This is a genomic window from Clostridium sp. CTA-19, from assembly GCF_054767855.1.
This window is the reverse complement of the sequence record NZ_BAAABH010000036.1, coordinates 12658-32548: the sequence shown is the minus strand read 5'-3', so window position 1 is coordinate 32548 and position 19891 is coordinate 12658. Positions and strand designations below refer to the sequence as shown.

Below are 19891 nucleotides of genomic sequence, written 5' to 3'. Positions count from 1 at the left end.
TCAATTTAAAAGTTTGAACTGCTTCAAGCAATTTGCTGACTATAATAGTCAATTTTTTTACATCTTCCGATGTGAGTCTCTACAAAATAGATTCTCAAATGAATTAACTGGTTTTACCTATATTTATCTGTTTAATTTTCAAAGACCAAATTGTTTTTTGTCGCTTATCAACGACTGCTTTTTCATTCTAGCAATTTGTTTGTCATTTGTCAACAACTTTTTTGAACTTTTTTTTAAGTCCTTGTCGCTGACGACTTACTTATAATAACACTTATTAACATAATTTGAAATATTATTTTTACTTAATAGATTAAAATTAAATTCATTTTCCACTTTATTTCTTATTAAATCTCTATTTTCCTTCTATAGATATACCCGGTTAAGTTTACTTTTATTAAATATACTTTATCCCAAATAAGCTAGTTCATATATGATCTAAACTTTATATTATTTCTTGTAGTTTATCTCATTTTAATTTTTCCATATCATGTTTTTCATTTAAGGCAAGTCCATTAATGATTATATATTTGTTTTTCATAAATACTCCTTTTTTCACTCCACATTACTATTGCCTCAGTTATAAATTCTATCAAATATATATTTGTTTAAATACATTTCAAATAAACTTATAATCTTTAATTAATTCATTTGCTTTTAATTAACATTATATATGCAATATATGCACAAAAAATATTACATGTTTATATAGCACAGAAATATTCTAATATATTTATTAAAAAATCGTGTAATTCACTTTTTTGAACTACACGATTTTTAACTTCTAATTTAGTTTATTGCTTACTATTTTCAGAATAAAACTTTAGTGCTTCCCCAATAAATTTAGATGACCCACTTCCATATTTTTTATCAATTACTTCTTTAAAAATAGAATCTGACAAATACATCTCTGCTTTATAACCCAAATAATTTTCTCCAACATCTATTTTTAAAGCCTCATTCTGTCTTTGAGTCTCATTTACAATTTCTTCAACAATTTGTTGAATTTCTTTTAAAGAAGGGTCTTTACTTAAATCAGATGTAAGCTTTTCATATAATCCTTCTAATTTAGGTCGCTTATCTCCCAAACATCTATTTAAGGCTTCTCCCATAAATTTAGATGCACCGTCACCATATTTCTTATCAACCTCTTTTATCCAAATAGGATTACTAAATAATCGTACCATATAATACCAATAAACATCACTATTCTCCATTTTGAAAATTTCATAATCTTTTTTAGCTGTATTTGTTATTTCCTCAGCAATTTGTTGAATCTCTTTTGAAGAAGGATCTTTACTTAAGTCAGACACAAGTTTTTTATATAGTTCTTTTAATTTAGGATGATTCCCTTCCAAACAATCTTTTTTAAACTCATCATATTGCTCTGATAAATTTATCATACCACTATTAAGATTTTTCTTTAAAGCTTTAGCATATTTCTCAATACTTCCATATTGCTTTATGGCCATTTTAGCAATTTCATCTTCCTTAGCTTTAAACTTTTCAATATTTTCATTATATTTATCTATACTACCATACATTTTAATTATCTTATCTGCATGTTCTTGTTTAAACTCTTCTAATACATTATAATATTCACTCATATCAAATTCCTTGAAATTCATTGTACTTTCTCCTTTTAATGTTTTTTCTATAAGGTCAATTAACCCATTCAATCTTTTTCTTTTTAAAACAAGCAACTTTTTCTGATTTTTTAATGCTTGCATTTTATCAAAGTATGGATTTAACATTATCTCTTTAATTTCCTTTAAGGGCATATCAAGTTCTTTAAAAAATAAAATCTGTTGCAAATCTTTAAGGGCTTCATCATCATAAAATCTGTAGCCTACTTCTGTAACCTTACTTGGTTTTAGCAATCCAATTTCATCATAATAATGTAGTGTGCGCACACTTATTCCTGTCAAATCTGAAACTTGTTTTACTGTTCTCATTATTACACCTCAAAGTTTAAATTTAGAGCTTTCAATATTATGTAACATTCTGCTAGCCGAAAATTTTTATAATATTTCCAATCTCTATTTTTATAGTACACTATCACGTGACGTTAGAGTCAAAACTTTTTTATAAGAAATATAAAATGAATTTTTAACTCTGAAATTCTAGGACTTTTTAAAATACTATATATTTGTTGATATTGATAAGGAATATATTTTTATCAAATCAATAAACTATGATTATTGACAATAATATCTTTTATAAATATTATAATAGTTAAAATCTAATAAAATACAAAGGTGATAAAATGGTTCATAAAATTGAAAAAGAACTAAATTTTTTACTTAGTTCAACAGATAAAATGATGTCTAATAACTTTACACGAAAACTAAAAGCAAAAGGTATTAATATTACTTTTGAGCAATATACTCTTTTAACAATACTATGGGATAACAAAGACTTATGCCAATACAATCTAGCTAAACTAACTAATAGAGATGAAGCAAGTACATCTAGACTTATAAATACTCTTATAAAAAATGGGTTTATAATTCGTCAAAGTTGTATAACAGACAAAAGAATACGAAGGATAAAACTCACAGAAAAAGGTGAAGCCATTAAAAATACCGTTTTAGATATATCTAATCAATGTTTAAATGAAACAATCACTGGTATGTCACAAAAAGAATTTGAAGCTGGAATAAAATTTTTAGAAACCATACGAAAAAACCTAGATAACAATAGTTCTAAGGAATAAATCCTTAATAAATCTAACTAAATAATATTAAATGATATATTTTTTAATATATTATAAAAGCCTTAGTCATGTTAAGACTAAGGCTTTTACTATTTTATATTATACTTTTAGCATATCAGAAAGTTTTTCTGCACTGACTTTGATTTCTTCATCAGTTAATTTATGTGTACTATATAAAACATATGGTGGCAAATATTTCATTCCAGTAAAAATAGCCATATTTTGTAATGGTTTTGTTAACTCACTTATTGAAAAGTTTTGATATCCTCCAGCTTGATATCCTTCTTTAGAACCTCCAGCTGAAATTGCTAACATAAATTCTTTTCCTTTTAATTTATTCCCATTAGGTCCATGAGAAAAACCAAAAGCAAAAACTTCATCTTGCCATTGTTTTAAAAATGAAGGTATACTGTACCAATAAAATGGAAATTGAAATACTATTCTATCATGCTCTTCTATTAACTTTTGCTCTGAACTAACATCTATTTTACCATCTTTATAAAGCTTATAAATTTCATGTACAGTTATATCATCCTCTTTCCCTAATGCTTGTCCCCACATTTTATTAACCTTTGACTTATCAATATTAGGGTGTGCTAAAATTACTAATGTTTTCATAATAATCTCTCCTTATCTTTTGTTAAATTACTTGCATAAACAAGTTTTAATTTATTATAAATCACTTTACTTGTTTATGCAAGTAAATATATATTAGTAATTTATTCCTATTAACATTTTTAATATTTATCTCATGACTATAGTGAAACAAGCTCTCATTTGAATTTATTCAATAACTTTAAAATATTTTCATACAAGATACAGTGTTCAATTCTAAGTAATTCGGAGCATGTCTCACTATTTTAGGTATCCAAGTTTTGAAATGGGTAATTTTAAAAGTCAACTTGGAACCCTATATAGGGAAACAATCTCAAACAAAAATTTATAAATAAAAAACCTCCTCCTCACAGATTTGGTTTTCTCCTATTTATTGAATATATAAATTTTTACTCCTTTTAAAAGGTTAAAAGACAAATTGCAAATAAAATTATTGTTGATACTGCCAAAAAACTCAAAGAAACTCCTGCCTTCTTTTTTCTTGATTCCATTATCAATCTATCTGCTTTACTCATGAAAGATGGATATTTTCTTCTACCAATCAAATATAGTAATAATCCACCGCCTCCATTTCCACTCAATGAAAAAATCCCCCAAAACTTTGGATGTTTTAATCCTCTGCTTATAGCATCAAGTTCTGTCATTTTAAAAACCTGATAGGCAAGGGTTGATGCTCCTAATATTTCAATAAACATTAATACAATTAAATACCAACTCATATAAATCCCCCTAAAACTTCTTAATTATCTGATAGAATAATGCCGTTGTACTCAATATACAGATTGACGCACTACCTATAATCATATAATTATTTTTTGCTATCACACTATTTAAAAACATAAATAAAATTAACAATACTCCATTTAATCCAATAGCCATGAGCAGCTTTTTGTTACTACTCACAACATCTGTGCTTTCCTCTAAATGTTTCATCATGTTCGAATCTCCTTTCAATAATTCGTCCAGACTGATACTATAGAGGTCACTTAACTTAATTACACTTATAATATCTGGATAAGATTTTTCATTCTCCCAGTTTGATATTGTTTGTCTAGAAACCTGTATTTCCTCTGCAACTTTTTCTTGAGTTAACCCAGAATCTATTCGCGCTTTTTTTAATTTACTTCCAACCTCCATAAAACTGCTCCTTTCACTAACATCTTGTCATGATTAAATGTATTGGTCTATCAAAATTCTTTTACATGGCGTTTTTTTCTATGTCAAAATAATTTTACATGGCCATTTTACAAGCTTTTTCCTAATTGCAACTGAAAAATGTCCTAATATATACCCTTACTACTTATCTTAAATAAACATCACATTATTTATCACTATAATATCATTTATGAATAGTATGTTTAAATTATTAAAATGCATATTAAATTAGTTATACAAATCTATTATTTGTTTTTAATCTTGATTAGTTCCATTTTTGGTATTAATATTATAAGTAGTAACAAAAGGAGGCCTATTATGAATGATATAAATAAAATAATGTTAAACCCTATTCGTATGCGAATTATTCAAACAATGGCTACTAGTAAAAGTAGTACTGCTTCTGAACTTTGTGAAAAAATTAAAGATGTACCACGTACAACAATGTATCGTCATATAAATACTTTAATTGATAATAATATTTTATCTGTTGTATCAGAAAAAAAAATTAGAGGAAGTATAGAAAGAACTCTTACTTTAAATATTACAGAAATTGCAAAACATAATACTATAGAAAATGCTGACGAAAATGCTTTTGGATTTCTAATGAACACTTACTCAAAGTTTCATAATTATTTCAACAATAAGAACAGTAACCCCGGAAAAGATAAAGTATTTTTAAATAACACAATATTAATGATGAGTGATATTGAATTCGATAAATTTTTAGAAGAATTACGTGAGCTTATTTTAAAATACAACTTTGACTCATCTAAAGTAAGAAAAGCAAGAGATATTTCAATTATCTCCTCTCCTAACTGTGAAAATTAAAATATGTAAGCTATTGTAAGCGGATTTAAAATGAAAAGAGGAAAATTACTATGAAGATATTATATATAATAATTGTACTAATTGCAGTATTTATGCTAATTGGTTCAATTCTACATTCTATCTATTTTAAAAGTAAGCTAAATCAAATAAAACCTTATGGACAACTTATTGGTGTGAATGATGGGAAAATGCATATCTATTCAATGGGAAATGGTAAAAAAACAATTGTATTACTTCCAGGTATGGGTATCCCCCTTCCATCTGCTGATTTCGGTCCACTTATGCGTAAATTAAGCGAAAATTATACAGTTGTTTGTGTTGAATATTTTGGTGTAGGTTTTAGTAGTGAAACCTCAAAACCTCGTACTAGTAAAAATTATGTTGAAGAAACAAGGACTGCACTTAGTAAAGCAGGGTTTAAAGCTCCATATATTTTAATGCCTCATTCTATATCAAGTGTTTATAGTGAATACTATGCATCAAAATATCATGAAGAAATTGAGGCTATTATATCTCTTGATGGAACATCTACTGCATATTATGATAAAATGCCATCTTTTTTAAGATATATACTTCCAATTGCAAAAGTTCAGCAAGTTATAGGTATTACTTCAATAATTGCACATCTAACTGGAAATAAAAAATCACTTTTTAAGATTGGATATACAAAAAAAGAACTAAATGACATTGCTCTATTTGCAGGTTTTTCAATAAATAATACTCTTTTAGAACAAATATTAAATTCTGGTGAATTTATAAATGAAACTATGAATTTACCATTTCCTAAATCTGTACCCTATTTTAAAGTAATTTCTAAACAAACTTATGAAAAACCTAACAAACAATTGAAAATTACCCCTCAAGAATATCAAATTCAACATCTAAAACGAGTTGGTGAACATGCAAAATATGAAATACTTGAGGGCAGTCATTTTATTTATCTAAATAATATTGATAAAATTGCAGAGATTACTGATAATTTTCTACTTTAAAAATAAGTAATACAAAAACCGTATTAAATAAATACAGTTTTCGTATTACTTTTTTTGTGAATTAATTAATGAATTATATTTAATTTGCTTATATAAGGTTTCAAGCTGACTTTTAAAATTATTGAATAAATTTAAAAGTCAGCTTGTCTCCCTATAATTTATAACGATTTTTTATATTTCTTATAATGATCTAAACTTAAATTAATATTAATAACACCTGAAATTATTAATAATATTCCACAATATTTTTTACTAATTAAATCTAATAGCCCTAAAGTCAAAAATAGAACTCCTAAAAATCCTTCTATTTTCCACAAGCTTTTGCTATTTATTGCTTCACTTTTGCACTTACCATACTTTTTTATTTGTTTAATTTTATCATTATATGCTAAATAAGGCATAAAGTTAAAAACAAATACAATAATATCAATTATTAATAATCCAATGATAATTAAAAATACAGATTTTATGTGAATTAAAGAAACAACTGATAAACATATTAGTGCTATAGCTATTACTAATGAATAAAGCATCCCTTTTTTTGATGAATTCCTTACTCTTATATATTTATCTATTTCTGTTTTACTATCACTATAAATAGGTTTAGTCTTAGCTTGTGCTGAAAAAATGTGCATTTGGTTCCCTATAGAAATAACCGATTTCCATCCTGCTTCTTTAAATATTGTAAAATATTCTTCATTTGCCTCATTCTGATAATCTAAGCTATATATTATGTCTTGAGGCTTATCTTTTTTTAATTTATAGAAAAAACCTCCTACAATATCTTCTAATATCCAACCTTCCATTGCATATTTTTTTAGTTTTTCCATATCGCTTTCTTCACTAAATGCCAATCCATTAATCATTACATATTTATTTTTCATGAATACCCCCATTTTAATCCAAAAAATTTTCAGCAAATTTAACCATCTGCTTTTTACGCTCAATCTCTTTTATTAGCATCTCTCGCCCTTTACTTGTTATTTTATACACTTTTTTATTTTCACCTGTGTCAGAACTCAACTCCACTAAACCTGCTGCTAAAAGTTTTTTCAGTGTTGTATAAAGTGATGCAGGACCAATAGTAACCTCGTTATTAGTAAGCTTCTCAATAGTTTTCATAATTAGATATCCGTGCTTTTCCTCAATAACACTAGATAAAATATAAAAAGCAGAATCTGTTAGCTCTCCAACATCAATAGAATCTCTTCTTGCCATGAAATTCTCCTTCCCACTATATATCATTAAATGATATATCATTTAATATAATATATCATTTAATGATATATTTTGTCAAATATTCCCTTGACACCCGTACTATTTATGTATTCTTCTTAAAATGCAAAAAAATATAACCGCCTATAGGTGGTTATAGATATATTATAAAGGCAACATTGCCTAGTCATTATTTTATAATTAAATTTTAGTAAAAACTTTCGTTATTTATGGTACGGTTCAATATTCATTATTATAAATATGATTTTTTATTTAAATATAGAATTTAAAATATGTAGATAAAGTCAAAGTAACATTTTTTTATACTTTATAATAGAAACTTCACGCTAAAATCCTCCCAATTAATCCCCCTATCTCTAATATACATAATTATGATATAGTGACTAAAATATACTATAGGAATTCCATAGTAGGATAGCTAGGTCTTTTTTCAAGTTTTATCCTCCTATAAGATAGAGATTCTTATTTAAAATTCATAAGTTTATTTATGAATTAATCCACTATAGCTTAGAATGTAGTATTTAATATGATTGAATTTAATGCGAAATAAATTTTATATATTTTTTACTCTATTAATTAATTTTTAAATAATTAAATATTTTTTATGAAATGTTGTAACGAAATGCAATTTTTATAGTCTTATATATGAAAGGCGGTGAAAATGTGACCGAATTTGAGGAAGTATACTCTGCATATTTTAAAGATGTATATAAATATGTATTAAGTCTTTCTAAGAACGAAAGCATTGCAGAGGATATAACACAAGAAACATTTTTTAAGGCTTTAAAAAATATTGATAGCTTCAAAGGAAATTGTAAAATGAGAGTTTGGCTCTGCCAAATTGCTAAAAACTCATATTTTTCATATCTAAAGAAAATACAAAATAACTTTGTAAGAGTTGAAGATATAGTCGATGTTTCTGATGTTGATTTTGAACAAACATTATTTGACGATGAAAGTGCATTTGAAATTCATAAATTACTCCATAACTTAGAAGAACCATTTAAAGAAGTATTTACATTGCGTTTTTTTGGAGATTTATCGTTTGGTAAAATAGCTGAACTATTTGGTAAAACAGAAAGTTGGGCAAGAGTTACTTATCATCGTGCAAGAATAAAGATAAAGGAGAAGTTAATATGAAAGTATCATGTGAAGTTATTAGAGATTTACTACCATTGTATTATGATAAAGTTTGTAGTAATGAAAGTTCATCGTTAATAGAAGAGCACTTAGCTGAATGTACTCAATGCTTAGATGAATTAAAAAAACTTGAAATAAATTTAGAAAAGCCAAATATTCCAGAAGGGAAGGTAAAAGTAATGAAAAGTATTTCAACAAAGTGGAAAATGGATAAAAGAATTGCATTTACAAAAGGTTCAATGATAGCTTCGGCATTAGCAGCTATACTTTGTTTTATTATGTATAATGTTATAGGTGTAAAAATTTTATCAGATGGAACATTGGTTGAGCCATTCGCACTAATACCAATTGGATATGTATTCATATTAATGTTTATCATTTCATTAATATGCAACTTTATATTCTTAAAGAAACGTAAAATTATCTCTAAGTAAAATCTTCATAATTTAAAATTTAGTTGATTTATAATATTCTTATAGAATTTCAACAAGGACTTACTGTTACAGTAAGTCCTTTAATATTTTCTAAATAGAAACCTCTGTTATTTATGATACACTTCAACATTCATTATTCTAAATTTGATTTTAATACACTATGTAATAATAAAAAATTTAAATAAGTTATTCATTGAAATTTGATTTAGAAACTCTCATAGATTTTTATTTGATTTTTTTGACCTAATCCAAGGACGGATTAGCCGGTGCATCAGACAAGGACGTCGCTTCTCCGGGTAGTCATAAAAATCGGATAAAAATATATTTAGAGTTTCTTTGAAATTTTCACAGACTATCGTTTTAAATTTTTTCATTATTACTTTTTAACACTATAATTTTGTAACTTTTAGGCTTAACTTTATGTCTATGGAGATTAAAATTTAAATTTTAACTTATTCACTTGTCTAATATATTTTTTCTCACCACTAATCATATATTAAATAAATTACATATAAAAAAAGCTATCACTCCTCTAACCTTTAGTTAGTTTTGTAGTAGCTCCTTAGACATATAAAAAGAAATAATATACTAAATATTTAAAGCACATTTAGTATATTATTTCTTTGATTGTACAATATTCAAAATTTATAGATTCATAACAATTTCTTTATACTTTAATCCTCTTACTGCAAAGTTAGGGAACATATCAAAGCTTGCACATGCTGGTGATAATGTTACTATATCTCCATTTTTAGCTAACTTTTTAGCAAGCTCAACTGCTTCTTCTAAAGTACTTACTTCATGTATAGAAACTTCTATTCCTTTTTCCTCTTTTAATCTATTAAATTCATGTTTGATTTTATCCTTAGTTGCACCTAATAATATAAGTTCTTTTATATATGCATATCCATCAAATGCTAGTATATCAAAAGCTAGGTTTTTATCATATCCACCAGCTATTACTATTACAGGTTTTTCGAAAGCCTTTAAGCTAGCAAGTGTTCTTGTTGGACTTGAAGCTATAGAATCATTATAATATTCTACACCATCTAACTTTCTTACTAATTCACTTCTATGCTCTACTCCACCAAAATTTATGGCTACATTTTTCATAGCTTCTATACCTACTTCATCACAAGTAGCTGAAAATGCTGCTAAAAGGTTTTCTACATTATGCATTCCTTTTAACTTAATTTCATCTTTTCTGCAAACAAGTTGACCTTTTACATAAAGCTTTCCATCTTCAAAATAAGCACCTTCACTTATCTTTTCTTTTCTACTAAATGTGTAAACTTTGCCTTTAGCTTCATCAATCATACCTTTAGTTATATCGTTATCTAAATTTAAAACTAGTAAATTTTCTTTATTTTGATACTTAAATATATTTTTCTTACTATCCACATATTCATCCATACCTTTATGCATGTCTAAATGATTTGGAGAAAGATTTGTAACAACAGCTATATCTGTTGATGTGTCCATTGTCATTAATTGAAAGCTAGATAACTCTAAAACAACTCTATCTGTTTCCTTCATTTTTTCTATATTGGAAAATAATGGAGTTCCTATATTTCCCCCAACCCAAGCATTGTATCCACTTTCTTTTAATATATTATAAACTAATGTTGTAGTTGTTGTTTTTCCATCACTACCTGTTATGCCATATACTTTTGCTGGGCAATACTTAACGAATTCTTCCATTTCTGAAGTTATATAAGTTCCTTCTTCTTTTGCTCTTACTAACTCCTTGCAATCTATTCTCATAGACGGAGTTTTAAATATCACTTCAAATCCTGTAAGCTTTTCTAGATAACCTTCACCTAGTTCAAACTTAACACCAATTTTCCCGTATTTTTCAACAACCTCTTTAAGGTCTTCTTTATTTTTTTTGTCAAAAGCAGTTACCTTAGCATCTAATGATACTAAATATTCTATAAGTGGTATATTACTTACACCTATTCCTACTACTGCTACATTCTTATTTTGTATATATTTTTTGAATTCTTCAAAATCTCTCTTCATATTATCTTAATCCTCCAAGATTATATAGTTAAAAATATTACTAATTTATTTATAAACTCTATACTTTAAATTATATTATATTTCTTTTAATAATTAAAATATATAAATAAAACTTTATATATTCATTTTTAACATATCTTAGTTTTCTTAAACTTCAATATGCATTATACCATTTTTATTCTTTATTGAAAAATAATTATATAATTAACCTTATTTACATGTCGAAATTGCGCGAATTTATTTAATATATAAACTTATTTTCAGCTTATTGAATTCAACCACTCTAAATGATATACTTTGTTTGTGCCGTAAGGAATATGTTAAGATGATTCCCCAAAATTTTAACATAACACATAACATATCCCCATGATTAAACCCTATTTTTTACCGGATTTTAATCCGGTTATTTTTTTTTGTATATTTTACATAAGGCATTTTTTAAATAACAGTTTAATTATTCAAATTATACTTTTTATATATTATTCAAAGTAAAATGCTTTATTTTTACCGTGATATAAAATATATAAAAATAGTAATCTGCTATTTTCAAAAATACCTAATTAAAATCCCAACAAGTTTTTGTTGGGATTTTTGTTTTATTTATTAAAACTCTATTTTTTCTTCTATATATTTAACTAAATCATCTATTGATAATCTTATTTGTTCCATTGTATCCCTATCTCTAATTGTAACAGTATTATCTTCCATTGTATCAAAGTCAACAGTTATACAAAGTGGAGTTCCAATCTCATCTTGTCTTCTATATCTTTTTCCTATACTTCCTGCTTCATCATATTCAATATTGAATTTTTTAGCAAGCATAGAGTATACTTCTAATGACTTTTCACTTAATTTCTTGCTTAATGGTAATACTGCAGCTTTAAATGGTGCTAATGCAGGGTGTAAGTGTAATACATTTCTTACATCTCCGCCTTCTAATTCTTCTTCTTCATATGCATTTATTAAAAACGCTAAAGCTACTCTATCTGCACCTAATGATGGCTCTATTACATATGGTACATATTTTTCATTAGTTGTAGGATCTAAATACTTCATATCCTCACCTGAATGTTCCATATGTCTTTTTAAATCGTAATCTGTTCTATCAGCTATTCCCCATAGTTCGCCCCATCCAAACGGGAACAAGAATTCTATATCACATGTTGCATTACTATAGAAAGATAATTCTTCTTTGCTATGATCTCTAAATCTTAAACTTTCTTCTCTCATTCCTAAATCAAATAAGAATTTTTTACAGTACTCTTTCCAGTATTCAAACCATTCTAAATCAGTTCCTGGTTTACAGAAGAATTCAAGTTCCATTTGTTCAAATTCTCTAGTTCTAAAAGTAAAGTTTCCTGGAGTTATTTCATTTCTAAAAGATTTACCAACTTGAGCTACTCCAAATGGTACTTTTTTTCTTGATGCTCTTTGAGCATTTTTAAAGTTTACAAATATACCTTGAGCTGTTTCAGGTCTTAAGTATATTTCTGATTTATTGTCTTCTGTTATACCTTGGAATGTTTTAAACATTAAGTTGAATTTTCTTATATCAGTGAAATTTCTTTTTCCACATTTAGGACATACTATTTCATTTTCCTCAATGTAATTTTTATATTCTTCGTTAGTCCATCCATCTGCTACTGCAAATTCAGCTCCTTGCGCAGCCATGTGATCTTCAACTAATTTATCTGCTCTAAATCTAGCTTTACATTCTTTACAATCCATTAATGGGTCTGAAAAGCCACCTACATGTCCTGTAGCAACCCAAACTTGTGGATTCATAAGTATTGAACAATCTAATCCTACGTTATATGGACTTTCTTGAACAAACTTTTTCCACCATGCTTTTTTTACATTGTTTTTAAATTCTACACCTATAGGACCATAATCCCAAGAATTTGCTAGTCCTCCGTAAATCTCTGACCCAGCAAATATAAAACCTCTATTTTTACATAAGCTAATAATCTTATCCATAGTTATTTCTGTCATAATACTTCCTCCTTTTTTGTTTTTAAAAATAAAAAAACCATTACTAGTTAAGGGACGAAATTTAATTCCGCGGTTCCACCCTTATTAGCAATAGCTCAACTCTTCCAACTATACTCAAAAGCTCCCTTCACAATAAATTCATAATGGTTTGCACCAAACACCATCTCTCTTTTAATTCTTTATTGTTACTCTTCTTTCTCATCATACATTCTATTAAATTATATATACCTATTTTATCAAAATAACTTTCATTGTCAAGACAATACCTTTTAGTTTTTATATTAATATCATAATATGGACTAAAACAGTCTTTGGTTCTATATTATTAAAATAATACTTATAAATATATGTATATCCTTTTTTATATTTTTTATTCAAAAAAAAGTAATACAGTTGTATTACTTGAAAATTCAAATGGCTCCGCGAAAAGGATTCGAACCTTCAACCTATCGGTTAACAGCCGAGTGCTCCACCGTTGAGCTATCGCGGAATATTTAATTAATTTACACTTTTATTATACATAAAACTTTATTTTTTTTCAAGTGGTTTTTTCATTTTTTATTTAAAAAAATAAAAGAATAAAGCCACAAAATTTTAAGCTTTATTCTTTATATTTAAATGAAATTTTTCCTATTGTAATGGTTTCATTGTAGGGAATAATATTACGTCTCTTATAGATGTTGAATCAGTTAAGAACATTACTATTCTATCTATACCAATTCCTAATCCACCTGTTGGAGGCATACCTATTTCTAATGCATTCATGAATTCTTCATCTATAACATAAGCCTCATCATCACCAAGTTCTCTTTCATTTGCTTGTTGTGCAAATCTATCTCTTTGAACTATTGGATCATTAAGCTCTGAGTATGCATTACATACTTCTCTACCATAAACAAATCCTTCAAATCTTTCTGTAAACTCTTCGTTACCACGTTTTTTCTTAGTTAATGGTGATATTTCAACAGGATAGTCACAAAGGAATGTTGGTTGTATTAAATGTTCTTCTCCATATTCTTCAAATAACATATTTAATACTTCGCCCTTTGTTACTTTATCTATTGCTTTAGGGAATTCTAAATGTTTCTCTTTAGCAATTTTTTGAGCTTCTTCATCTGTTTTTATTTCATTAAAGTCTATACCTGCATATTCTTTTACAGCATCAACCATTGTTATTCTTCTCCAAGGTGGTGTGAAGTCTATTTCTGTTCCTTGGTAAGTAACTTTAGTTGTTCCATGTACTTTTTCACATGCATATGCAACAAGTTGCTCCGTCATTTCCATCATATCATTATAATCAGCATAAGCTTCATATAACTCTATCATTGTGAACTCTGGGTTATGTCTTACACTCATACCTTCATTTCTGAAGTTTTTACCCATATCATAAACCTTTTCAAATCCACCAACTATACATCTTTTTAAATATAATTCTGTAGCTATTCTTAGGTACATGTCTATATCTAATGTGTTATGATGAGTTACAAAAGGTCTAGCAGCGGCTCCCCCTGCAATTGGTGATAGTATTGGAGTTTCAACCTCTAAGTATCCTCTATTATCTAAGAATTCTCTTATAGCTTTTATTATGTTGATTCTCTTCATGAATGTATCTCTAACATCCTTATTCATAACAAGGTCTACTTCTCTTTGTCTATATTTTAAATCTGGATTTTTAAGTCCATGCCATTTTTCTGGTAATGGTTTTAAAGATTTTGATATTAATTTTATTTCTTTTGCACGTATTGAAGTTTCTCCTGTTCTAGTAACAAAAGCTGTACCTGTTACAGTTACAAAATCTCCAATATCAAAAGTTTTAGCATCTTTAAAAGACTCTTCTCCAACTGCATCTAATCTAACATAAATTTGTATTTTACCATCTCTATCATGAACATCACAGAATCCTGCTTTACCTTGGATTCTTTTTGACATAAGTCTTCCAGCTATAGTTACAAGATTATCTCCTAATTCTTCAAATTGTTCTTTAACTTCTTGTGAATTATGAGTTCTATTAACCTTATATACATCAAAAGGATCTTTACCCTGCTCTTGAAGTTCAGCTAATTTTTGTCTTCTTATTGTAACCTGCTCATTAAACTCTTCTTCTTTAGCTTGTATATCTTCTATTTCTAATTCTCTTGTGTTATTTTCTTCCATGTTAATAACCTCCTAAGATCTTCTGATTTCAATTATCTCATACTTGCTAATTCCATCTGGAATTATTGCTTCTACTACATCACCAACACCTTTACCTATAAGGGCACTTCCAACTGGTGATTCATTAGATATCTTATTTTCCATAGGATCTGCTTCTGCTGATCCTACAATTGCAAAATCAACTTCTTCATCAAACTGAAAGTCTTTAACTCTTACTATAGATCCTACACTAACTATATCATTGTCTAGTTCGCTTTCATCTACAACTGATGCATTTCTTAGCATATTCTCAAGTTGTATTATTCTTCCTTCTACAAAAGCCTGTTCATTTTTTGCTTCATCATATTCTGAGTTTTCACTTAAATCTCCGTATCCTAAAGCAACTTTTATCTTTTCAGTTATTTCTTTTCTCTTAACAGTTTTTAAGAATTCTAATTCTTCTTCTAATTTTTTTACACCTTCATATGTCATTACATACTTTTTAGTATCGCTCATTTTCTTCTCCCCTTTAACGATATATAATATAATATAGTTAATCCTATTGATAAACATATCAAAATAATTTGTTTTAGGCATCTGAAACTAAATAATAAGTCAAAGATGGGAAGTATATTTTGAGTTAGACAAGGAAACAGGTTCCACAGATAGTAGCACTATCTAAGGGTTCTGTTGACGCAGTATAACACAAAATAGACGATCATTCTGACTTATTTATTTTTTTGAAGATGCCTTACACGGTTTAATACTTTAAGTTATTATAAATCAGTAATATAATTGTGTCAATAAAAGGATATTACTAATTAATATAGGGTTTTGGCATATTTTTTATATCCTATCCACAAAGACATTTTTATATTCAATTAATAGCTCTCTAAGTTCTTCATATTTAGTCATACAATTCACTTTATCTTTTATGTCTGTACAATACCTTAACCCTTTTATGTACCAAGCTATATGTTTTCGCATCTCTCTTATCGCCTTTATTTCTTCAAAATATTTCACAGCTAAATCTAGATGCCTTATGCACATTTCAACTTTTTCTAAATCTGTAGGTTTTAACACCTCATTTTTACTAAAAGCATTTTGTATTTCTCTAAATATCCAAGGATTTCCCATAGCTCCTCTAGCTACCATTATACCATCACAATTAGTTATTTCTTTCATTTTTAATGCATCTTCATAAGAAAATACATCTCCATTTCCTATAACCGGAATGCTAACTGCTTCTTTTACTTTTCCTATTATATCCCAATCTGCATTTCCGTTATACATTTGAGCTCTAGTTCTTCCATGAATAGCAATAGCGTCAACACCTGCATCTTCTACATACTTTGCAAATTCTACTGCATTTATATTATCCTCATCAAACCCTTTTCTAAACTTTACTGTTACTGGCTTATTACTTGCCTTTTTCATCTCTCTAATAATCTCAGATGCAAGCTTAGGATCTTTCATCAACGCAGAACCTTCTCCGTTTTTGACTATTTTAGGTACAGGACATCCCATATTCACATCAACTATAGAAATATCTTCTCTCTCATTAAATACTTCACAAGCATGAGCCATTATTTTAGGATCACTACCGAAAATCTGAATAGCAACTGGTCTTTCTTCCTCTGACGTCCTCATAAGAACATCTGTATTCCTACTACCATAAAATAAACCTTTTGCACTAACCATTTCAGTATAAACTAACCCACACCCCATCTCTTTACATATACCTCTATATGCAATGTCAGTAACTCCTGCCATTGGGGCTAAAAATACATTGTTTTCAAATTCAAGGTTTGATATTTTCATTGCATCACCTATTCTTTATTCTTTTCATATATCATTCTTAACCCATCTAATGTTAAAAATGGTTCAACTTTATCTATTGTTTGAGAATCTTGTGCTATTAATGTAGCAAGTCCTCCAGTTGCTATTACAATTGGATCTTCCTCTCCTTTAGCCATCATCTCTTTTTTCATTTTATCAACTATATAGTCCACTTGCCCTACATAACCACATACAATTCCAGCTTGCATACTTGCTACTGTATTTTTACAAATTACTGTATCTGGTTTTACAAGCTCAACCCTTGGAAGCTTTGCTGCTCTTTCAAATAAAGCATCAGATGAAATTTTTATACCTGGACAAATAGTTCCACCTAAATAATCTCCATTTTTAGTTATAGCGCAAAATGTAGTAGCCGTTCCAAAGTCTATTATTATCATAGATTTTTTATAAGTTTCAAAGGCTGCCACCGCATTAACAATTCTATCTGCTCCAACTTCCTTAGGATTATCATATTTTATGTTTATTCCTGTTTTAACCCCTGGTCCTACAACTATAGGGTTTTGATTAAAATATTTTCTAATCATATGTTCTAATGAATACATTATATTAGGTACAACAGAAGAAATTATTATTCCTTCAATATCCGAAGCTTTAATATTATTTTGCTCAAATAATTGCCTAACCTGTATTCCATACTCATCAGAACTTCTTTTATGATCGGTAGATAATCTCCAATCAACCATAAGTTTCTTATCTTTATATATGCCCAATACTATATTAGTGTTTCCAACATCCAATACAAAAACCATAAAATTCACCTCTATACAATTAAAAGCAGCCTTGCCAGCTGCTTTATAGAATCTACTAATAAAAACATTATAAAATAATAATTTAATTTTAACAAGTTAATATATTTTGTCAAGTAGCCTAAATTCTTTACCTCAGCTCTCTCTAATAGCTAAATGAATGTTTTTCTTAGTTTTTCTATTCCTAAGTTTTTATCCATTTAAAAACTTATTTAGCGTCTCTAAGTGAGTACTATGCTTATCTATTAATTCATTTAAAACACTTATAGATTGCGGATTAGTTGAACTATCTAAATATCTTTTATACTTTTTTACAAGGTTTTTTTCTTTATCTATAACGTCAATAATATCTTCTTTATTTTGAAATAGCATATAACCACTCCTTTTTAATATTATTCTCAATAATAAAAAGGAGTATACTTATTATATATAAGAATACAATCTCAAACTTAATTTCATACATCAATTTTTTGTTATCAGTTAAAAAATAAGTACAACTATAGCTAGTTAATAGTTAACAGGTAAGAGTTAATAGTTTAGGATGAAACTGGAATCCAGTTTCTTTTAACCTAATACTATAATTTGCTTTGCAAATTTATAAAAAAATACGTTGAGAATTACTAGGAACGAAGTGAGTAGTAATAACCATAACTATTCACTCTTAATTCTTAACTCTTAACTAAAATAAGCTGTCAAATATTAGTATTATATTAATCTTAAATTTTCTTATTTGATAAATTCATAAGTTTAAAATTTATTTTAGAACCTTATACTTCTATACAAAAAATTAATAAAGAGTGCCATTTTATGATAAAAATCATTTTAAGGCACTCTATTTAAAATTTATTACTACATTATATTATATTTTAATCACTATCCAAATATCGATAGCAATACTCCTGCTGCAACAGCACTACCGATTACTCCTGCAACATTAGGTCCCATTGCATACATTAATAAGAAGTTTGTTGGATCATACTCTTGTCCAACTACTTGTGAAACTCTAGCAGCCATTGGAACTGCTGAAACTCCTGCTGAACCTATAAGTGGATTTATTTTTCCCTTTGTAATTTTACACATTAGTTTTCCTATTAAAACTCCTGATGCAGTTGCAACCGAGAATGCTACAACTCCTAAAATTACTATTCCTATAGTCTTTGGTGTTAAGAAAACTTCTGCTTTAGCTGTAGCTCCAACAGATAAACCTAAAAATATAGTAATTATGTTTATTAAAGCATTTTGAGCTGTATCTGTAAGCCTTCCAACAACTCCTGATTCTTTAAATAAATTTCCAAGCATTAACATACCTACAAGTGACTTTAATGAAGGTAAGAACAATATTACTAATATAGCAACAACTATTGGGAATATAACTTTTTCTGTTTTAGATACTTGTCTTAATCCTCCCATTTTTATAGTTCTTTCCTTATCTGTTGTTAAAGCCTTCATTATAGGTGGTTGAATCATAGGTACTAACGCCATATATGAATAAGCAGCAACAGCTATAGGCCCCAATAAGTGCGGTGCCAATTTATTAGTTAAGAATATAGCCGTTGGACCATCCGCTCCTCCAATTATTCCAATTGATGCCGCCTCTTGTGGTGTAAATCCTAAAACCATAGCTACTATAAATGCAAAGAATACTCCAAATTGAGCTCCTGCTCCCATAAGTACACTAGATGGATTAGCAAGTAATGGACCAAAGTCCGTCATAGCTCCTACGCCCAAGAAAATTAATGGCGGGAATATTTCCCATTTAACTCCTTTAGATAAATAATAAAGAAGTCCTCCAGCCGCTCCAGCTGATGGTTCTGCCATTATATCTGCTAATGGTAAGTTTGTTAATAACATACCAAATGCTATTGGTAATAATAATAATGGCTCAAACTCTTTAGCTATAGCTAAATATATTAACAAGCAAGCTACTGCAAGCATAACTATCTCTTTCCAAGTTATTGCTGCAAATCCAGAGGAAGCTAATAGTTCTTGTAACACTTGTAAAATATTCATTTATTTTGCCTC

At 27.9% G+C, this 19891-nt stretch carries 19 protein-coding genes and 1 tRNA gene; 5 read left to right on the top strand and 15 right to left on the bottom strand.

The window, feature by feature from the left end; all coding sequences use genetic code 11:
• Positions 1 to 791: 791 nt before the first annotated feature.
• Positions 792 to 1952: a MerR family transcriptional regulator gene (locus tag ACYUE0_RS15345; protein WP_460271346.1), complete on the bottom strand. Its 1161-nt coding sequence runs from the start codon at positions 1950 to 1952 to the stop codon at positions 792 to 794.
• A gap of 311 nt (positions 1953 to 2263) precedes the next feature.
• Between ACYUE0_RS15345 and ACYUE0_RS15340 the strand changes: the two genes are divergently transcribed.
• Entirely contained in the window at positions 2264 to 2713 is a 450-nt protein-coding gene (locus ACYUE0_RS15340) for a MarR family winged helix-turn-helix transcriptional regulator (RefSeq protein WP_460271344.1), read from the top strand.
• A 99-nt stretch (positions 2714 to 2812) separates the two neighbouring features.
• Here the strand turns inward: ACYUE0_RS15340 and ACYUE0_RS15335 are convergent, their stop codons facing one another.
• The 3 genes from ACYUE0_RS15335 to ACYUE0_RS15325 all read right to left on the bottom strand — a co-directional run bounded on the left by ACYUE0_RS15335 (position 2813) and on the right by ACYUE0_RS15325 (position 4465).
• Positions 2813 to 3331, bottom strand: a complete 519-nt coding sequence (locus tag ACYUE0_RS15335; RefSeq protein WP_010297586.1) for an NAD(P)H-dependent oxidoreductase — start codon at positions 3329 to 3331, stop codon at positions 2813 to 2815.
• A gap of 395 nt (positions 3332 to 3726) precedes the next feature.
• A complete protein-coding gene (locus tag ACYUE0_RS15330; protein ID WP_460271341.1) occupies positions 3727 to 4047 on the bottom strand; it encodes a hypothetical protein in 321 nt (106 codons plus the stop codon).
• Positions 4048 to 4057: 10 nt separating this feature from the next.
• Entirely contained in the window at positions 4058 to 4465 is a 408-nt protein-coding gene (locus ACYUE0_RS15325; RefSeq protein WP_010297593.1) for a helix-turn-helix domain-containing protein, read from the bottom strand.
• Between the two features lie 336 nt (positions 4466 to 4801).
• Here ACYUE0_RS15325 and ACYUE0_RS15320 point away from each other — a divergent pair, with 336 nt between their 5' ends.
• Both ACYUE0_RS15320 and ACYUE0_RS15315 read left to right on the top strand, forming a co-directional pair.
• Positions 4802 to 5314, top strand: coding sequence for a helix-turn-helix domain-containing protein (locus ACYUE0_RS15320; protein ID WP_199870373.1), 513 nt, complete (start codon positions 4802 to 4804; stop codon positions 5312 to 5314).
• A 50-nt stretch (positions 5315 to 5364) separates the two neighbouring features.
• On the top strand, positions 5365 to 6306 hold the full coding sequence (locus ACYUE0_RS15315) for an alpha/beta fold hydrolase (protein ID WP_460271339.1): 942 nt from the start codon (positions 5365 to 5367) through the stop codon (positions 6304 to 6306).
• 158 nt (positions 6307 to 6464) lie between these two features.
• Here ACYUE0_RS15315 and ACYUE0_RS15310 read toward each other — a convergent pair whose 3' ends face one another.
• Together ACYUE0_RS15310 and ACYUE0_RS15305 are read right to left on the bottom strand one after the other, a co-directional pair.
• Positions 6465 to 7190 (bottom strand): DUF2812 domain-containing protein, encoded by a 726-nt coding sequence (locus ACYUE0_RS15310; RefSeq protein ID WP_460271337.1) that lies wholly within the window; start codon positions 7188 to 7190, stop codon positions 6465 to 6467.
• Positions 7191 to 7203: 13 nt separating this feature from the next.
• Entirely contained in the window at positions 7204 to 7524 is a 321-nt protein-coding gene (locus tag ACYUE0_RS15305; RefSeq protein ID WP_460271335.1) for a PadR family transcriptional regulator, read from the bottom strand.
• Between the two features lie 681 nt (positions 7525 to 8205).
• Here ACYUE0_RS15305 and ACYUE0_RS15300 point away from each other — a divergent pair.
• Both ACYUE0_RS15300 and ACYUE0_RS15295 read left to right on the top strand, forming a co-directional pair.
• Positions 8206 to 8682, top strand: a complete 477-nt coding sequence (locus ACYUE0_RS15300) for an RNA polymerase sigma factor (RefSeq protein ID WP_061996475.1) — start codon at positions 8206 to 8208, stop codon at positions 8680 to 8682.
• A complete protein-coding gene (locus ACYUE0_RS15295; RefSeq protein ID WP_010297657.1) occupies positions 8679 to 9116 on the top strand; it encodes a DUF3955 domain-containing protein in 438 nt (145 codons plus the stop codon). The genes ACYUE0_RS15300 and ACYUE0_RS15295 overlap by 4 nt, the downstream gene beginning before the upstream one ends.
• Positions 9117 to 9761: 645 nt before the next feature.
• Here the strand turns inward: ACYUE0_RS15295 and murD are convergent.
• The 9 genes from murD to ACYUE0_RS15250 form a co-directional block, all read right to left on the bottom strand.
• Positions 9762 to 11138: a UDP-N-acetylmuramoyl-L-alanine--D-glutamate ligase gene (gene murD / locus ACYUE0_RS15290; protein ID WP_460271333.1), complete on the bottom strand. Its 1377-nt coding sequence runs from the start codon at positions 11136 to 11138 to the stop codon at positions 9762 to 9764.
• A 603-nt stretch (positions 11139 to 11741) separates the two neighbouring features.
• Complete coding sequence (locus tag ACYUE0_RS15285; protein ID WP_157450929.1) at positions 11742 to 13133, bottom strand: glycine--tRNA ligase; 1392 nt, start codon at positions 13131 to 13133, stop codon at positions 11742 to 11744.
• Between the two features lie 412 nt (positions 13134 to 13545).
• Positions 13546 to 13620: transfer RNA gene (locus tag ACYUE0_RS15280), tRNA-Asn, on the bottom strand.
• Between the two features lie 140 nt (positions 13621 to 13760).
• Positions 13761 to 15284 carry a lysine--tRNA ligase gene (gene lysS / locus ACYUE0_RS15275; protein ID WP_199870380.1) on the bottom strand — a complete coding sequence of 508 codons (1524 nt, stop codon included), beginning with the start codon at positions 15282 to 15284 and terminating at the stop codon, positions 13761 to 13763.
• A gap of 12 nt (positions 15285 to 15296) precedes the next feature.
• Positions 15297 to 15779: a transcription elongation factor GreA gene (gene greA / locus ACYUE0_RS15270; protein WP_061996471.1), complete on the bottom strand. Its 483-nt coding sequence runs from the start codon at positions 15777 to 15779 to the stop codon at positions 15297 to 15299.
• A 330-nt stretch (positions 15780 to 16109) separates the two neighbouring features.
• Positions 16110 to 17084, bottom strand: a complete 975-nt coding sequence (gene dusB, locus ACYUE0_RS15265; RefSeq protein ID WP_199870382.1) for a tRNA dihydrouridine synthase DusB — start codon at positions 17082 to 17084, stop codon at positions 16110 to 16112.
• A gap of 8 nt (positions 17085 to 17092) precedes the next feature.
• Positions 17093 to 17872, bottom strand: coding sequence for a type III pantothenate kinase (locus tag ACYUE0_RS15260; RefSeq protein WP_199870383.1), 780 nt, complete (start codon positions 17870 to 17872; stop codon positions 17093 to 17095).
• 189 nt (positions 17873 to 18061) lie between these two features.
• On the bottom strand, positions 18062 to 18241 hold the full coding sequence (locus tag ACYUE0_RS15255; RefSeq protein WP_061996468.1) for a hypothetical protein: 180 nt from the start codon (positions 18239 to 18241) through the stop codon (positions 18062 to 18064).
• A 501-nt stretch (positions 18242 to 18742) separates the two neighbouring features.
• The gene (locus ACYUE0_RS15250) at positions 18743 to 19879 is read right to left on the bottom strand and encodes a sodium ion-translocating decarboxylase subunit beta (protein ID WP_460271329.1); all 1137 of its coding nucleotides are present in this window, start codon (positions 19877 to 19879) and stop codon (positions 18743 to 18745) included.
• Between the last annotated feature and the right edge of the window lie 12 nt (positions 19880 to 19891).

What these genes read in the sequence shown, in the direction of transcription:
- ACYUE0_RS15330 (WP_460271341.1), bottom strand. Translation starts at nt 4,047, where the DNA reads ATGAGTTGGTATTTAATTGTATTAATGTTTATTGAAATATTAGGAGCA.
- ACYUE0_RS15255 (WP_061996468.1), bottom strand. Translation starts at nt 18,241, where the DNA reads ATGCTATTTCAAAATAAAGAAGATATTATTGACGTTATAGATAAAGAA.
- ACYUE0_RS15315 (WP_460271339.1), top strand. Translation starts at nt 5,365, where the DNA reads ATGAAGATATTATATATAATAATTGTACTAATTGCAGTATTTATGCTA.
- lysS (WP_199870380.1), bottom strand. Translation starts at nt 15,284, where the DNA reads ATGGAAGAAAATAACACAAGAGAATTAGAAATAGAAGATATACAAGCT.
- ACYUE0_RS15305 (WP_460271335.1), bottom strand. Translation starts at nt 7,524, where the DNA reads ATGGCAAGAAGAGATTCTATTGATGTTGGAGAGCTAACAGATTCTGCT.
- ACYUE0_RS15335 (WP_010297586.1), bottom strand. Translation starts at nt 3,331, where the DNA reads ATGAAAACATTAGTAATTTTAGCACACCCTAATATTGATAAGTCAAAG.
- ACYUE0_RS15325 (WP_010297593.1), bottom strand. Translation starts at nt 4,465, where the DNA reads ATGGAGGTTGGAAGTAAATTAAAAAAAGCGCGAATAGATTCTGGGTTA.
- dusB (WP_199870382.1), bottom strand. Translation starts at nt 17,084, where the DNA reads ATGAAAATATCAAACCTTGAATTTGAAAACAATGTATTTTTAGCCCCA.
- ACYUE0_RS15250 (WP_460271329.1), bottom strand. Translation starts at nt 19,879, where the DNA reads ATGAATATTTTACAAGTGTTACAAGAACTATTAGCTTCCTCTGGATTT.
- ACYUE0_RS15345 (WP_460271346.1), bottom strand. Translation starts at nt 1,952, where the DNA reads ATGAGAACAGTAAAACAAGTTTCAGATTTGACAGGAATAAGTGTGCGC.
- ACYUE0_RS15310 (WP_460271337.1), bottom strand. Translation starts at nt 7,190, where the DNA reads ATGAAAAATAAATATGTAATGATTAATGGATTGGCATTTAGTGAAGAA.
- ACYUE0_RS15295 (WP_010297657.1), top strand. Translation starts at nt 8,679, where the DNA reads ATGAAAGTATCATGTGAAGTTATTAGAGATTTACTACCATTGTATTAT.
- murD (WP_460271333.1), bottom strand. Translation starts at nt 11,138, where the DNA reads ATGAAGAGAGATTTTGAAGAATTCAAAAAATATATACAAAATAAGAAT.
- ACYUE0_RS15260 (WP_199870383.1), bottom strand. Translation starts at nt 17,872, where the DNA reads ATGGTTTTTGTATTGGATGTTGGAAACACTAATATAGTATTGGGCATA.
- ACYUE0_RS15340 (WP_460271344.1), top strand. Translation starts at nt 2,264, where the DNA reads ATGGTTCATAAAATTGAAAAAGAACTAAATTTTTTACTTAGTTCAACA.
- ACYUE0_RS15320 (WP_199870373.1), top strand. Translation starts at nt 4,802, where the DNA reads ATGAATGATATAAATAAAATAATGTTAAACCCTATTCGTATGCGAATT.
- greA (WP_061996471.1), bottom strand. Translation starts at nt 15,779, where the DNA reads ATGAGCGATACTAAAAAGTATGTAATGACATATGAAGGTGTAAAAAAA.